Annotated in this window: 13 protein-coding genes; 7 read left to right on the top strand and 6 right to left on the bottom strand. The window is 75.4% G+C overall.

Annotated elements, in window-relative coordinates:
* Nucleotides 1-80 precede the first annotated feature (80 nt).
* Nucleotides 81-1,238, top strand: coding sequence for a GNAT family N-acetyltransferase (locus CLT75_RS29880; RefSeq protein WP_135243460.1), 1,158 nt, complete (start codon nt 81-83; stop codon nt 1,236-1,238).
* Entirely contained in the window at nt 1,235-2,341 is a 1,107-nt protein-coding gene (locus CLT75_RS29875; RefSeq protein WP_135243459.1) for a GNAT family N-acetyltransferase, read from the top strand. Before CLT75_RS29880 ends, CLT75_RS29875 begins: the two co-directional genes overlap by 4 nt.
* Before the next feature lie 41 nt (nt 2,342-2,382).
* On the opposite strand, the gene hpf is transcribed toward CLT75_RS29875, so the two are convergent.
* The 5 genes from hpf to mtrA all read right to left on the bottom strand — a co-directional run bounded on the left by hpf (nt 2,383) and on the right by mtrA (nt 8,235).
* The gene (gene hpf / locus CLT75_RS29870) at nt 2,383-3,027 is read right to left on the bottom strand and encodes a ribosome hibernation-promoting factor, HPF/YfiA family (protein WP_135243458.1); all 645 of its coding nucleotides are present in this window, start codon (nt 3,025-3,027) and stop codon (nt 2,383-2,385) included.
* Nucleotides 3,028-3,275: 248 nt separating this feature from the next.
* Nucleotides 3,276-3,980: a phosphoribosyltransferase family protein gene (locus CLT75_RS29865; protein WP_135243457.1), complete on the bottom strand. Its 705-nt coding sequence runs from the start codon at nt 3,978-3,980 to the stop codon at nt 3,276-3,278.
* A 7-nt stretch (nt 3,981-3,987) separates the two neighbouring features.
* Complete coding sequence (locus CLT75_RS29860; protein ID WP_135243456.1) at nt 3,988-5,787, bottom strand: LpqB family beta-propeller domain-containing protein; 1,800 nt, start codon at nt 5,785-5,787, stop codon at nt 3,988-3,990.
* The gene (gene mtrB / locus CLT75_RS29855) at nt 5,784-7,532 is read right to left on the bottom strand and encodes an MtrAB system histidine kinase MtrB (protein WP_167796983.1); all 1,749 of its coding nucleotides are present in this window, start codon (nt 7,530-7,532) and stop codon (nt 5,784-5,786) included. Before mtrB ends, CLT75_RS29860 begins: the two co-directional genes overlap by 4 nt.
* Before the next feature lie 13 nt (nt 7,533-7,545).
* Nucleotides 7,546-8,235: an MtrAB system response regulator MtrA gene (mtrA, locus tag CLT75_RS29850; RefSeq protein ID WP_088969953.1), complete on the bottom strand. Its 690-nt coding sequence runs from the start codon at nt 8,233-8,235 to the stop codon at nt 7,546-7,548.
* A gap of 214 nt (nt 8,236-8,449) precedes the next feature.
* Between mtrA and CLT75_RS29845 the strand changes: the two genes are divergently transcribed.
* Genes CLT75_RS29845 through CLT75_RS29825 form a run of 5 tightly spaced genes read left to right on the top strand, consistent with a single transcriptional unit; the run spans nt 8,450 to nt 13,470 of the window.
* Nucleotides 8,450-9,295, top strand: a complete 846-nt coding sequence (locus CLT75_RS29845; RefSeq protein WP_135243455.1) for a hypothetical protein — start codon at nt 8,450-8,452, stop codon at nt 9,293-9,295.
* The gene (locus CLT75_RS29840; RefSeq protein ID WP_135243454.1) at nt 9,292-9,891 is read left to right on the top strand and encodes a DUF4129 domain-containing protein; all 600 of its coding nucleotides are present in this window, start codon (nt 9,292-9,294) and stop codon (nt 9,889-9,891) included. The genes CLT75_RS29845 and CLT75_RS29840 overlap by 4 nt, the downstream gene beginning before the upstream one ends.
* Nucleotides 9,888-11,189 carry a DUF4350 domain-containing protein gene (locus tag CLT75_RS29835; protein ID WP_135243453.1) on the top strand — a complete coding sequence of 434 codons (1,302 nt, stop codon included), beginning with the start codon at nt 9,888-9,890 and terminating at the stop codon, nt 11,187-11,189. Before CLT75_RS29840 ends, CLT75_RS29835 begins: the two co-directional genes overlap by 4 nt.
* The gene (locus tag CLT75_RS29830; protein ID WP_135243452.1) at nt 11,186-12,163 is read left to right on the top strand and encodes an AAA family ATPase; all 978 of its coding nucleotides are present in this window, start codon (nt 11,186-11,188) and stop codon (nt 12,161-12,163) included. The genes CLT75_RS29835 and CLT75_RS29830 overlap by 4 nt, the downstream gene beginning before the upstream one ends.
* Nucleotides 12,160-13,470, top strand: coding sequence for a DUF58 domain-containing protein (locus CLT75_RS29825; RefSeq protein ID WP_135243451.1), 1,311 nt, complete (start codon nt 12,160-12,162; stop codon nt 13,468-13,470). Before CLT75_RS29830 ends, CLT75_RS29825 begins: the two co-directional genes overlap by 4 nt.
* Here CLT75_RS29825 and CLT75_RS29820 read toward each other — a convergent pair.
* On the bottom strand, nt 13,448-14,401 hold the full coding sequence (locus CLT75_RS29820) for a stage II sporulation protein M (RefSeq protein ID WP_135243450.1): 954 nt from the start codon (nt 14,399-14,401) through the stop codon (nt 13,448-13,450). The genes CLT75_RS29825 and CLT75_RS29820 overlap by 23 nt on opposite strands.
* Nucleotides 14,402-14,408 lie beyond the last annotated feature (7 nt).

The raw sequence follows: 14,408 nt of genomic DNA, 5'->3' as shown, positions 1-14,408 counted from the left end.
CCGACATAACGCCGCGACCGTGCGTCACCGGCCGCTAATCGGGTTACGCCGTGCGCGAACGATCCGGCACGATGGCTCGGATGGAGCCTGTGGAGATCATCGAGGACGGCCTGCTGCTGCGCCCGTGGCGCGCTGAGGACGCCGACGCGGTGTACCGCGCCTGCCAGGATCCGGACATCCAGCGCTGGACCACCGTACCTCGCCCGTACCTGCCGGAGCACGCGACGGAGTACGTCACCACGATCAGCGCCACCGCCTGGGCCGAGGGCACCGGTGCGCTCTTCGCGGTCTGCGACGCCGGCACCGGTGAGCTGCTCGCCTCGTTCGGCCTGGTCTCCGTCGACCGCGCGCGGGACTCGGCCGAGGTGGGCTACTGGACCGCGCCGTGGGCCCGGGGCCGGGGCGTCGCGGTCCGCGCCACCCGCGCGCTCGCCCGCTGGGCGTTCGACGCGCTCAAGCTGCGCCGGCTCACCTGGCAGGCCGAGATCGGCAACCACGCCTCCCGGCTGATCGCGCTGCGCGCCGGCTTCCGGATCGAGGGTGAGCTGCGACTGGCCGACCCCAGCCCCGGCGGCCGGACCGAGGGCTGGATCGGCTCGCTGCTCCCCGGCGAGGTCGCCGCCGCCGGCGATCCGGTCCCCTACGGCCCGGACACGCTCCAGGCCCGCCGCGCGGCGGTCTTCGGCCGGCCGCAGCCGGTCCTGTTCGCCACCGCCGGGGACACCGAGCTGCGGCTGCGCGCGCTGGAGGAACGCGACCTGGCCGCGGTGACCCGCACCTGCCAGGACGAGCAGACGATCCGCTGGACCACGGTGCCGCACCCGTACCGGCCGGAGCACGCCGAGGGCTTCCTGCGCGACCTGGTGCGCCCGGCCTGGGCGCGGGGCACCGCGGTGACGTTCGCCGTGGCCGACCCGGACGACGAGTACGTCGCCTCGATCGACCTGCGCCTGCTGCCGAACGACCCGCTGGTGGCCGACGTGGGCTACATGACCGCGCCGCACGCCCGCGGCCGGGGATACCTGCCGGCCGCGCTCGCCGCGGTGTGCGCCTGGGGCTTCACCACGCTCGGCCTGGCCCGGATCGAGTGGCGGGCGAACGTGGGCAACACCGCCTCGCGGCGGGCCGCCGAGAAGGCCGGCTTCACCGTCGAGGGCACGCTGCGCGGCGGCGTCCAGCACCGCGGCGAGCGGCAGGACGTCTGGATCGGCGGCCTGCTGCCGGGCGACCTGGCGTGACCCCCGAGACGATCGAGGGGTACGGCGTACGGCTGCGGCCGTGCCACCTCGCGGACGTGCCGGACATGGTGGCCGGGTGCGCCGACCCGGAGATCCGCCGGTTCATGCCCCTGCTGCCCGACCCGTACGACGCCGACGCCGCCCTCTGGTGGATCGACGAGGGCGCGCCCGGGGCGTGGGCGGCGGGCGGGGCCGCGTACACGATCGCCGACCCGGCCACCGACCGGCTGCTCGGCAGCATCGGGCTGACCCGGCTCAGCGCGGAGCGGGCGACGTACGAGATCGGTTACTGGGTGGGAGCGGCGGCGCGCGGCCGGGGCGTGGCGACCGCCGCCACCCGGCTGCTGACCGAGCGGGCGTTCGCCGCCGGCGCGGCCCGGCTGGAGCTGCTCACCCGGACGGACAACGTGGCGAGCCAGCGCATCGCCCTGGCCTGCGGTTACCGGCACGAGGGCGTACGCCGGGCGGCGGGCGCGGACGGCGACGGCGTACGTCAGGATCTGATCGCCTGGGTGCGGCTGGCCGACGACCCGCCCGGGCCGGTCCCCCGCCTGCTGCCGGACCTGCCGGACGGCCGGCTCACCGACGGCGTGGTGACGCTGCGCCCGGTGGAGCCGGCGGACACGGACGCGCTGTACCGGCTGCACTCGCTGCCGGAGGTGGTGGCGAACCGGGTGCCGCCGGTGGCGCCGGAGCCGGCGGCGCTCGCGCGCCGCTGCCGGCTGGCGGCGAGCCGCTGGCTCGCGGGCGAGGCCGCCGACCTGGCGATCCTCGACGCGACCACCGGCACCGTCGTCGGTGGTTGCGCGCTGTTCTACGACGAGCCGGCCACCGGGCAGGCCATGATCGGCTACAGCCTGCTGCCCGAGGCGCGCGGGCGCGGCTTGGCGGCGCGCACGGTCCGGCTGGTCGCCGGGTGGGCGTTCGGCATCGGGGTGGCCCGGCTGTGGGCCGGCACCCGGCCGGACAACGTCGCCTCACAGCGGGTGCTGGAACGGGCCGGCTTCCGGCGGGAGGGGCTGTTGCGCGGCCGGCTGCCCGGCCCGGACGGCGTCCGTGTCGACTCGGTGGTCTACGGCCGGCTCGCCGCCGACGAGAACTGAGGACGGGCCCCGCGCGGGGCCCGTCCTGACCGGTCAAGGGGTCACGAGTCGAGCTGGATGATCCCGTAGTCGTACGCGTGCCGCCGGTAGACCACGCTCGGGCGGCCGGACTCCTTGTCCTGGAACAGGTAGAAGTCGTGGCCGACCAGTTCCATCTGGAACAGCGCGTCGTCGACGGTCATCGGTTCGGCGGGGTGGACCTTCGCCCGGGCGATGTGCCACGGCTGGTCGTCGGGTTCGGTGTAGCCGCTCTCGTCGGGGCGTTCGGCGACCGCGGTGGCGGTGCCGTGGCCGTCGAGCGCCGCCAGGCCGGGACCGTCGAGGTCGGCCACGGGCAGACCGGCGGTCGCGGCGGCCACGGAGATCGGCGCGTGCCGCCCGCGGTGTACCCGGCGACGGTCCGCCGCGCGGCGGAATCGCGTGTCCAGCTTGGCGATGGCGGCGTCGAGCGCGCTGTAGAAGTCGTTCGTGCAGGCCTCGGCCCGGATCACCGGGCCGCGCGTCACGCACGTGATCTCCACCCGCTGGCAGGTGTCCGCCTGGCGTGGATTGCGCTCGTGGAACAACTCGACGTCCACGCGAATGAGCTTCTGGTCGTAGCGTTCGATCTTCGCGAGCTTCTCGGCTACGTGCACCCGGTAATGGTCCGGCACTTCGACGTTACGGCCCTTGACCACGATGTCCACGTGACCTCCCTTGTTCGGACGGTCGTTCGGTCCGGATCATCCGGTCGACGCGCCCGGGAGGGCCCCGCTCGGCGTCGACCGGTGTTGTTCGGCTACGCCTCCTTCCAATGCCGGGGAAGGTTTGACCCTCACTACCCCCGACACCGAAACGCTAACTCCTGTACGGCCACCCGTCACCCCTGGTTGCCGAAGGCGGTCGCGAAATTTAACAGCTCATACACCAAGGGGTGAAACGGATACACGAAGCGTCACCGACGGTGCCGCTTTTGCGTTGCGGCGAGCACGGCCGCGGCCTTTGGCGTCATTCCCGCGCCATGCAACATCCGGCTCACCGCCGCCAGCGTGGCACCGGTGGTGACGATGTCGTCGAGCAGCACGACGGTCTCCCCCGGCCGGTGTCCGCCCGGCGGCCGGCGCAACCGGAACGCCGCCTCGGCGGCGGCGGCCCGTCCGGCGCTGTCCAGCGCCACCGAGTCGGTCCGGGGCAGCGCCCGCAGCGGGCGCAGCACGCGTACCGGCCAGCCGGCCGCGCGCAGGCGGGCCGCGGCCGGGCGGACCAGCCGGTCCAGGTGGTCGCCGTAGCGGGCCCGGGCGGCGCGTGCGGTGTCGGGCACCGCCACCAGCGTCACCGGCCCCGGTGGTCCCACGGCCGCCGCGACCACCTCGGCCAGCAGCGCGCCCAGCGGCCGGGCCAGCCCGTGCCGGCCCCGTTCCTTGTACGCCAGCAGCCCTTCGCGCAACGCGCCGCCGTACGGGCCGAGCGCGACGCAGGGCGGCAGGCCGGGCGGGGCCGGATCGGGCCGTGCCGGGGCGGGACGCAGCGACTCCAGCTCCCGTACGCAGCCCGAGCAGAAGCCGTGCCGCAGCCGTACCGACCCCGCACCGCACCCGGCGCACCCCGCGGGCAGCACCAGGTCGGTCAGGTCCGACCAGAGCCCGCCGAGGTCACGCACGGGCGGCTCAGTAGAGGAAGAACGGCGCGGTCGGGTTGGTCGCCCGGCTGCCGGCCGGAACGTCGAGCACCTGCTCCCGCTTGACGTAGTCGAACGGGTTGTTCCGCCAGGCCGCGCCGTCCGTCTCGAACATGAACGAGAACGCGGCCAGGCCGCGGTCGCCGCCGCCCGGATATCCGGCGAGCTGGGTCACCGGGGCGCCGATCTCCACCGTCAGCGGGGTCTCCCAGGCGCCGTCGACGCTGACCTGGTGGATCGCCGAGCGCCGGTCCGCCTCGTTGCCGGCCAGCGCCAGCTCGTTCTCCGCCACCCAGTCCACCACCGTCACGCCGGTGAGCAGCGTGGTGACCCGGCGGAGCTGCCCGAGGCTGGCCCCGCCACCGTCGACGCTCACCGCGGCGACGAAGACCGCGCCGCCGGAGACCAGCGCGATCCGGTGCCCGTCGAGGGAACCGGCCACAGCCGTCACCGGCCCGGGGACGGACAGCGGGATCTCGCTCATCCGGCCCATGCCGTCGAACCGGTAGAGCCGGCCGTCGGCCGCCACCAGACCCGCCGGACGGGCCTTGTTCAGCGAGCGCAGCCAGGTGGGGCGGCTCATCGCTCGGAACGTCCGGTCGCTGGGGCTGAGCGTCGCGACCGGTTCCGGGCCACTGCCCACCTTGAGCCGCCTGCGGTTGTCCGCCCCGGTCACCACGAGCGCGGCGAGCACCTGGTCGTCGGCGCGGGCGAGCGACGCGGACACCACGTTGCGGTTCTCCGCGGGCGGCAGCGGCGCGGCGGCCCGCGACTCGGCGCCGAACGCCAGGGGACGGACCGCGCCGTCGTAGACGGCGTACCGCATCGGATCGCCGCCGCGGGGATAGGCGGCGGTCGAGACCCGCTCCCGCCGCAGGTCGACGGTGAGCCGCTTCTGGTTCTGGATCTTCAGGTCGACCTGGCCGTCCAGGTCCGACAGCGACCACGCCAGCTGGGTGCCGAGCCGGGTCAGTCGCTGCTCGTTGGCACCCGGCATGTTCAGGTTGATCTCCCAGTGGCCGTCCGTACCGGTCGCGTTGTTGATCAGCTGGGTGCCGTCGGGCAGCCCGGTCACGGCGGGGGACAGCCAGTCCGCCGGGCGGTCGGCCAGCCACTTCATCACCTCGGTGATCCGGCGCTCGGTCGGCGCCGACGAGGGCAGGTAGCGCTGGTCCGGCACCAGCCGGGTCAGGTCGGGGTTCCAGAAGTAGACGGTGCGGGGGCGGTAGTACTCGCGCACCGCCGAGTCGCTGACCAGCAGCATGTTCGGCAGCTCGGTGATCAGCAGGCCGGCACCGGCCGGCTCGGCCCGGCGCAGCTCGAAGACGTACTGCGTCTCGCTGGCCACCGGCGGGCCGAGCGTGCCGTCGGCGCGCAGCACGCCCACCTGCTGCACCTTGAGCGTCACGGTGCTGGTGCCCTGGTTGTTCGGCGGCGTGCTCTCCGGCTTCTCCCGCAGCCGCACCACTGTCAGCTCGATCTCGCTGGTCTGCGGCTTGCCCGAAAGCAGGTCGCGGGCCTCCGCGGCGAGGAACTTGCGGGCCCGGGCGTACGCCTGGTCGCGTTCCCCGGCCGCGGCGGCCCGCAGGTAGTTCTCCACGAACGGCACCGGCTCGCTGCTGTCCGCCGGTTCGGGCGGCCGGGCCGGGCTGCCGTTGAGCACCCCGGACTCGGCGGCCGGCGCCGAGCCGTCCACCTGCACGTCGGTCTCGTCCGGGATGCCGCATCCGGCGAGCGCGGCCGGCAGCAGCGCGCCGGTCAGCAGCAGGGCCAGGACGCGGCGCCTCACGGCCGCGCCTCCGCGTGGTCGCCGCCGGCGGCCGGTCCGGCGGTCAGCGCCGCGACGCCGCCACCGGGCCCGATGGCGGACAGCTCGCCGTCGCGGGGGCCGCCGAACGGCACCGTGGCGTCGGCCGGCACCAGCCGCAGCGGGCTGGTGGTGAGCCGGTCCCCGGCGCGGGCCGGCAGGGTGAGCCGGAACTGCGCGCCCTGCCCGGGCGCGCCCCACGCCTCCAGCCAGCCGCCGTGCAGGCGGGCGTCCTCCAGGCTGATCGACAGGCCCAGCCCGGTGCCGCCGGTCTGCCGGGCGCGCGACGGGTCGGCCCGCCAGAAGCGGTTGAACACCAGCTTCTCCTCCCCCGGCTTGAGGCCGACCCCGTGGTCCCGCACGGTGATCGCCACCGCGCTCTGGTCCTGGCCCAGGGTGATCCGTACCGGCTTGGCCTCGCCGTGCTCGACCGCGTTGCCGACCAGGTTGCGCAGCACCCGCTCGACGCGGCGCGGGTCGACCTCGGCGATCACCGGAGTGTCCGGCAGGTCCAGCTCGATGGTCACCCCGACCCGCTCGGCCAGCCCGGCCAACCGCTCGGTGACCCGGTGCACCACCGGCACCAGGTCGGTCGGCTCGCTGTCCAGCACCGCGAAACCGGCGTCGAACCGGCTGATCTCCAGCAGGTCGGTGAGCAGTTCCTCGAACCGGTCCAGCTCGGCCTGGAGCAGTTCGGCGCTGCGGGCCACCGCCGGGTCGAACTCGTCGCGCTCGGCGAAGATCAGGTCGGCGGCCATCCGGACCGTGGTCAGCGGCGTCCGCAGTTCGTGCGAGACGTCGGAGGTGAACCGGCGTTGCAGCCGGGACATCTCCTCCAGCCGGAGGATCTGCCGTTGCAGGTTCGTCGCCATCTGGTTGAACGAGGCCGCCAGCAGCGCGAGGTCGTCCTCGCCGGAGACCACCATGCGCTGGTCCAGCAGACCGGCGGAGAGCCGCTGCGCGGTGCGCGCGGCCACCCGTACCGGCGTCACCACCAGGCGGGTGACCAGGGCGGCCAGCAGGCCGAGCAGCAGCACCAGCGCGACGCCGGTGGCGACCACCGTGGCCCGGGCGTCGGCCGCCGTCGCGTCCTGCCGGGCCAGCGGTACGAGGTAGTAGAGCTCGACCTGACCGAACTTGGTCGGCACCGGGGAGCCGTAGACCAGGTATTTCGTCCGCTCGCCGCCGAGCGAGCCGGTACGGATCTGGTGCGCGACCTTGCCCGAGGCGACAGTGGCCCGCAGCTCGTCGCCGATCACCGTGTCCACCGGCACGTCGGGCGTGGTACGCGGCTCGATGAACTCGGCGAAGTTGTCGGCGGTGATCGCCACCACCACGCCGCTGGTCTGGGTGGGGTCGCCGCCGGCCAGGTAGTTGACGGTGCCGTCGATCGTGTTCTGGAGCTGCGCCTCCTGCGGCTGGCTGTAGAGGTTGAACTGCTTGGCCGCGTACTCGCTGCCGTTGCTCAACCGCAGCCGCACGTCGGTCTCGGCGTTCTCCAGCAGGATGCTGGTGATCTTGTCGGCGATCAGATAGGCGAAACCGCCCACCAGCAGACTCGACGCCACCAGCGTGATGGTGACCACACGGACCTGGAGCGACCGCCGCCACGCCTGGTGCACGGCCGCCACCAGCCGGGCGACGCGGCCGGTCAGGGCGAGCCAGAGCGCCCGCACGGCGGAGAGCCGGCGGGGCGCGGGGGTCGGCGACTCGGGCGAGGTCAGCACAGTGCTGACCAGGCTATCCGGTACCCGCCTTGTAGCCCACGCCCCGCACGGTCAGGATGATTTCGGGTCGCTCCGGATCCGGCTCGATCTTGGCGCGCAGCCGCTGCACGTGCACGTTGACCAGGCGGGTGTCCGCCGCGTGGCGGTAGCCCCAGACCTGCTCCAGCAGCACCTCGCGGGTGAAGACCTGACGCGGCTTGCGGGCGAGCGCGACCAGCAGGTCGAACTCCAGCGGCGTCAGCTTCACCTCCTCGCCGTCGCGGCTGACCGTGTGGGCCGGCACGTCGATGGTGATCTGGTTGCCGGGCGGGCCGATGGTCAGCATCTCCGGCGCCACGTCCTCGCCCCGGCGCAGACGGGCCCGCATCCGGGCCACCAGCTCCTTGGGCTTGAACGGCTTCACCACGTAGTCGTCGGCGCCGGACTCCAGCCCGAGCACCACGTCGACGGTGTCGCTCTTGGCGGTCAGCATCACGATCGGCACGCCCGACTCGCCCCGGATGGCGCGGGCCACGTCGATGCCGCTCATGCCCGGCAGCATCAGGTCGAGCAGGACGATGTCGGGTCGGCTGTCGCGGAAGGCGGCCAACGCCCGTTCGCCGTCCGCGACGAAGGACGGCACGAAGCCCTCGCTGCGCAGCACGATGCCGAGCATCTCGGCGAGGGCGGGGTCGTCGTCGACCACGAGTACCCGGGCTCTCATGGGGTTTATCGTTCCATCCCCGTTCGTCTGGAGTGTTCGGCGTCTCCACGGCACCGTAGCGCCGGGCGGCCCCGCGCACCACAGCAAGTCGGCGTGGCCGCCCAGCGTGGCGCGCCGGAGCGGACGGGTCCACCGGATGCGGACCCGCCGTGCAACCATGATCCCCGGGCGTCGCCCCGCCCGCCACCTCCGCTCGCCCCGCCCAGGAGTACGCGTGCCCGACGCCGGCCCGACCGCGGTGCTGCCGCGCCGTCCGCTGACCGTCGGCGAGCTGCTCGACGCGGCCGTGCTGCTGCTGCGCGACCAGGCCCGGGTGCTCGTGCCGCTCGCCCTGCTGCTGGCCCTCGCCGAACAGGCGGTACTCCACCCGCTGCGCCTGCTGGCCGGGGCCGAACCGCCGTACTGGTGGCCGGCGGAGTTCGGCGACGCCCTCCCGGAGTACTGGCTGCTGCTGGCGGCCGGCGCGGGCACCGAGGCGGCGATCGTCGCGCTGCTCGGCGGCCCGGCGGCGCGCGGCGCCGGGGCGGCGCTGCTGGGGCGCCGTCCGGGGCCGTCCGAGATCCTGCGCGGTGCCCGGCTCGGCGTGGCGCTGCCGGCCGCCGTCCTGGTCGGGCTGACCGTCACGGCCGCCGCTCTGACCGGGCCGGGCTGGTTCGCGGCGTACGCGCTGCTCGGCCTGGTGGTGCCGGTGCTGGTGCTGGACGGGGTGCCGGCACACCTGGCGCCCTGGCGGGCGGTACGCCTGGCCGGCCGGATCAGCGCCCGGGGCGCCGCGATCCGGCTGCTGGGCTACCTCGGCTGGTGGCTGATCCGGCTCGGCATCGGGCTGGGCGTCTACCAGGGTCTCGGCATGCTGGGCCTGTTCGACGTGTCGGCCTGGGCGCTGCCGCTGACGATCGCCGCCTTCGCCGCTGTCAACGCGCTCGCGTACCCGGCGCTCGCCTGCCTGGACGCGGTGCTGCACCTGGAGACCCGGGTCCGCACCGAGGGGCTGGACATCCGGCTCTCCCGCGCGCCGGCCGGCGTGCCCGAGCCCGTCCTGCTGGCGGCGCACCGGTGAGCCGGTGGTGGACCGAGACGGTGGCGGCCCTCGGTGACGTGGTGCCGCTGCCGCTGGCCGCGCTGATCCTGCTGGCGGTCGCGCTGCTGGTGGGGCTGGGCTGGCACTTCTTCCCGGCCTGGGTGCCCCGCCGGCTGCCCCGGTTCACGCTGCCCCGGCTGCGCCGCCCCCGCCTGCCCCGGCTGCGGCTGCCCCGGTTCCGGCGGCGGCGTGCCCGCCGGCCGCGCATCGATCCGCCACCGGTACGCCTGCCCGCGCCCCGGCTGCCGGAACCGGCGGCGGCCGGACCCGGGCTGGCCGACCGGCTGGCGGCCGAGGGCCGGTACGCCGAGGCGGTCCGGGAACGGCTGCGCGAGATGGTCCGGCTCCTGGTCGTCCGGCAGGTGGTGGAACCCCGCCCCGGGCTCACCGTCGTGGAGCTGACCGAGGCGGCGGCCCGCACCCGGCCGCAGGTCCGGCCGACGTTGCACGCGGCCGGGGCGATCTTCTCCGACCTCTGGTACGCCCAGCGTCCCGCCACCGCCGCGCACGACCGGCGGATGCGTGAACTCGCCACCGACCTGAGTCGCGAGCTGACCGGGGAGGAGCCGCGGTGACCGCCACTGTCGTACCGGAGACCACGACGACGGCGACCACCGCGGCGCCGCGCCGGCGGCCGTACCGGTTGCTCGTCCCGCTCGGGCTCGCCGTGCTGCTGATCGTGACCACGCTCGTGCTGCGCGCGGCCGACCGGCCGGACGCCGACGAGCCCGGCTTCCTGTCCCCGGTCGCCACCGACGACGACGGCGCCAGCAGGCTCGCGGAAGCGCTGCGGACGCAGGGCGTGCCGGTCCGCCGGGAGACGGACCTGGCGGCCGCGCTGCGAACCGCCGGGGCCGAGCCGAGCACGCTGTTCGTGCCCGCGCCCGGGCTGGTGCACCCGGACCGGCTCGACGAGCTGACCACCCTGCCGCCGGGTAGCCGGCTGGTGCTGGTCGAGCCGTCCCGGCGGGTGCTCACCGAACTGGACACCCCGGTCGAGCCGGCCGGCGCTCGCTGGGCCGCCCGGGCGGTGCCGCCGGACGCCGACGGCACGCCGTGCCGGCTGCCCGAGGCGGTACGGGCCGGCACCGCCGCGATCGACCTGCAGCGGTACGACGGGCCGGCCGAGGTCGACCACTGCTACGGCGGCGCGCTGCTGCGTGTCCCCGGCCGGGTCGAGATGGTGCTGGCCGGCGCGAGCGACCCGTTCCGCAACGACCGGATCGGCGAGTGGGGCAACGAGGCCCTCGCCACCGGCCTGCTCGGCGGCGGCCGCCCGCTGGTCTGGCTCGACCTGCCCGAGCCGGTGCCGGCCCCGACCGGGCCGAGCTGGTCCCCGGATCCGGTCACCGACCAGCCCGCACCGGCCGGCAGCGGCCGGTCGGAGCGGCCCGACCCGCCCGACCGCGCCGACCCGCCGCGGGAGAACCCGCTCTGGGGTGCCTTCCCGCTCTGGTTCTGGGCCCTCCTGGTGCAGCTCGCCCTGGCCGGCCTGCTCGTGGTGCTGTGGCGGGCCCGCCGGCTCGGGCCGCCGGTGTCGGAGCCGCTGCCGGTCACCGTCCGGTCCGCCGAGACGGTACGCGGCCGGGCGCGGCTCTACCGCCGGGCGGGCGCCCGGGACACCGTCGCCGCGACGCTGCGCGCCGCCGCGCTGGACCGGCTCGTGACCCGGCTCAACCTGCCCCCGGACACGCCCGACGACGAGGTGGCCGCCCGGGTCGCCGAGCGCGTCGGCGCCGACCCGGAGCGGATGGCCGACCTGCTCTACGGCCCCGCCCCGGAGAAGGACCGCGAGCTGCTGGAGCTGGCCCGCGACCTGGACGCCCTGACCCGTACCCTGGCCCCGCATCCGAGCGAAGGAGACACCCGGTGACCGGACCCGTCACGACCACCGCACCGTCCGGCGCCCGCGCCGCCCTGCACCGGCTGCGTGCCGAGGTGGCGAAGGCCGTCGTCGGGCAGGACGCCGTGGTCACCGGCCTGGTGATCGCGTTGCTCTGCCGGGGGCACGTGCTGCTGGAGGGTGTACCGGGGGTGGCCAAGACGCTGCTGGTGCGGACGCTTGCGGCCGCGCTCGACCTGGACGCCAAGCGGGTGCAGTTCACCCCCGACCTGATGCCCGGCGACGTCACCGGCTCGCTGATCTTCGACCAGCGCACCGCCGCGTTCACGTTCCGGGAGGGGCCGGTCTTCACCAACCTGCTGCTCGCCGACGAGATCAACCGGACCCCGCCGAAGACGCAGTCCGCGCTGCTGGAGGTGATGGAGGAGCGGCAGGTGTCCGTCGAGGGCGAGCGCCGTCCGCTGCCCGACCCGTTCATCGTCGTGGCCACCCAGAACCCGGTCGAGTACGAGGGCACCTACCCGCTGCCCGAGGCGCAGCTCGACCGCTTCCTGCTCAAGCTGACGGTGCCGCTGCCGGAGCGCGAGGAGGAGCTGGGCGTGCTGCGCGCGCACCACGCCGGCTTCGACCCGCGCGACCTGCGTGCCGCCGGCGTACGCCCGGTGGCGGGCGCCGCGGACCTGGCCGCCGCCCGGGCGGAGGTGCGGGGGGTCCACGTGGCCGAGCCGGTGCTCGGCTACATCGTGGACCTGTGCCGGGGCACCCGGGCCGCTCCGGCGCTGGAGCTGGGCGCGTCCCCGCGTGGTGCCACCGCGCTGCTGAACGCCGCCAAGGCGTGGTCCTGGCTGGCCGGCCGCGACCACGTCACCCCGGACGACGTCAAGGCGGTCGCCCGCCCGACGCTGCGGCACCGGCTCCGCCCGCGCCCGGAGGTGGAGCTGGAGGGCGTCACAGTGGACGCCGTGCTGGACTCGGTGCTGGCCACCGTGCCGACGCCGCGATGACCTGGCGGGCGGGTCTGCTGCTCGGCGTGGGCGCGCTGACCCTGCCGGCCTGGCCGGCGCCGTTCCTCGGCGTCGCCGTACTGACCGCGGCGGTGCTGCTGCTGGTGCTGCTCGACCGCGCGATGGCGGTGCCGCCGGACGCGCTCGCGGTGACCCGCTCCGGGGAGCGGACGGTCCGCCTCGGCGGCACCGCGACTGTCACGCTGCACCTGGCCAACCCGACCGACCGCACGCTGTACGCACAGGTACGCGACGCGTGGGTGCCGTCGGCCGGGGCCCGCCCGGACGTGCCGCCGGACCGCCTGCTCACCGTGCCGCCCGGTGGCGCCGCCACGCTGCCGGTCCGGCTCACCCCGACCCGGCGCGGCGACCGGCCGGCGGTGGCGCTGACCGTACGGTCGCTCGGGCCGATGCGCCTGGGCGCGAGGCAGCGCGCCGAGCAGCCCGCGACGCCGCGGTGGACGCTGCGGGTGCTGCCCCGCTTCGACTCCCGCCGGCACCTGCCGGAGAAGCTGTCCCGGCTGCGGGTCATCGACGGCGTGCAGGTGACCCGGGGGCGCGGCCACGGCACCGAGTTCGACACGTTGCGCGAGTACGCGGTGGGCGACGACGTCCGCTCGATCGACTGGCGGGGCAGCGCCCGCCGCGCCGACGTGCTGGTGCGCACCTGGCGCCCGGAGCGGGACCGCCGCCTGGTGTGCGTCCTGGACACCGGCCGCACGTCGGCGGTACGCCTCGGTGACGAGCCCCGGCTGGACACCGCCATCGACGCGGCGCTGCTGCTCACCGCGCTGGCCGCCCGCGCCGGTGACCGGGTGGACCTGCTGGCGGCGGACACCGAGATCCGGGCCCGGGTCACCGGCAGCGGCCGTGCGGCACTGCTCGCCCGGCTGGTCGACGCGGTGGCGCCGTTGCAGCCCGCGCTGGTCGAGACCGACTTCGAGCTGATCGCCGCCGAGGTGCTGCGCCGGGAGCGGCAGCGGAGCCTGGTGGTGCTGTTCACCGCGCTGGAGGCGGGCGCGATCGGCGACGGGCTGCTGCCGGTGCTGCCCCGGCTGGCCACCCGGCACCGGGTGGTGCTCGCGGCGGCCGGCGACCCGGTGCTGGCCGGGCTCGCCACTGCCACCCCGACCGGCCCGGACGACCCGTACGCGGCCGCGTCGGCGTGGCGGGCGCTGGCCGAGCGGGACCGGGTACGCGCCGCCCTGTCGCGCTACGGCGTGACGGTGGTGGACGTGCCGGGGCACCGGCTGGCCCCGGCCGTCGCCGACACCTATCTGCGGCTCAAGTCCCTCGGCCAGCTCTGACCGCGCGCCGGCCGAGCACCAGCGCGTACGCCAGGAAGGCCAGCCACACCGCGGCGCCCGCTGCCACCCGCAGCGGGATCGGCACCGGCGCCGGGGTCACGAACGCCTCGATCAGCGCGGAGACGGCGAAGACGCCGACCAGGCCGGCCGCGACCACGGCGGCGAGCCGTCCCGCCTCGGCGAGAGCTCGGCCGCGTCCGAGGTGCGCGGGCGGGGCGATCCAGGCCCAGGCGGTCCGCAGGCCGACCCCGGCGGCGACGAAGATGCCGGTCAGCTCCAGCAGCCCGTGCGGGGTGATCATGCCGAAGAAGACGTCGGCCCGCCCGTAGGCGATCATCACGCCGCCGACCACGCCGATGTTCAGCGCGTTCTGCCACAGCAGCCAGAACACCGGCACCACGAGCACACCGGCGGCCAGGCACTGGGCGGCCAGCCAGGCGTTGTGCGTCCACAGGCGGAACGCGAACGTGGGCGCGGAGAACTCGGAGTAGTAGCCGGCGAAACCGGAGTCCACCAGTTGCCGGGCCTCCTCGTCGCCGACGAACGCAGCGGCGGTGTCGGGGTTGCCGGCGACGAACCAGATGAGGAAGGCGCTCAGCACGCTGAACGCGGTGGCCACGCCGCACCACCACGGCCACGCCCGGTAGAGCGCGGCGGGCAGGTCGGCGGCCAGGAACCGGCCCACCGCCGCCCACGACGGCCGGGGCCGGCCGGTGACCCGGGCGCGGGCCGCGAGGACCAGGTGGGACAGCCGGTTCACCAGCGCCGGTTCGGGCGCCCGGGCGCGCAGCGCGGAGAGGTGCGTGGCGCTGCGCTGGTAGAGCGCCACCAACTCGTCGACCTCGGCCGCGTCGAGCCGACGCCGCCCGGTCAGGTGTTCCAGCCGCCGCCATTCGGCGCCGTGCTCGGCCACGTACGCGTCGAGATCCACTCACCCT

The organism is Micromonospora sp. CNZ285 (genome assembly GCF_004637285.1).
Note: the sequence above shows the minus strand (reverse complement) of the source record. Positions and strands in the feature narration are given on the sequence as shown.

Coding starts and splice junctions, on each gene's coding strand:
- CLT75_RS29880 (WP_135243460.1), top strand. CDS start 81: ATGGAGCCTGTGGAGATCATCGAGGACGGCCTGCTGCTGCGCCCGTGG.
- mtrA (WP_088969953.1), bottom strand. CDS start 8,235: ATGAGAGCCCGGGTACTCGTGGTCGACGACGACCCCGCCCTCGCCGAG.
- CLT75_RS29825 (WP_135243451.1), top strand. CDS start 12,160: ATGACCTGGCGGGCGGGTCTGCTGCTCGGCGTGGGCGCGCTGACCCTG.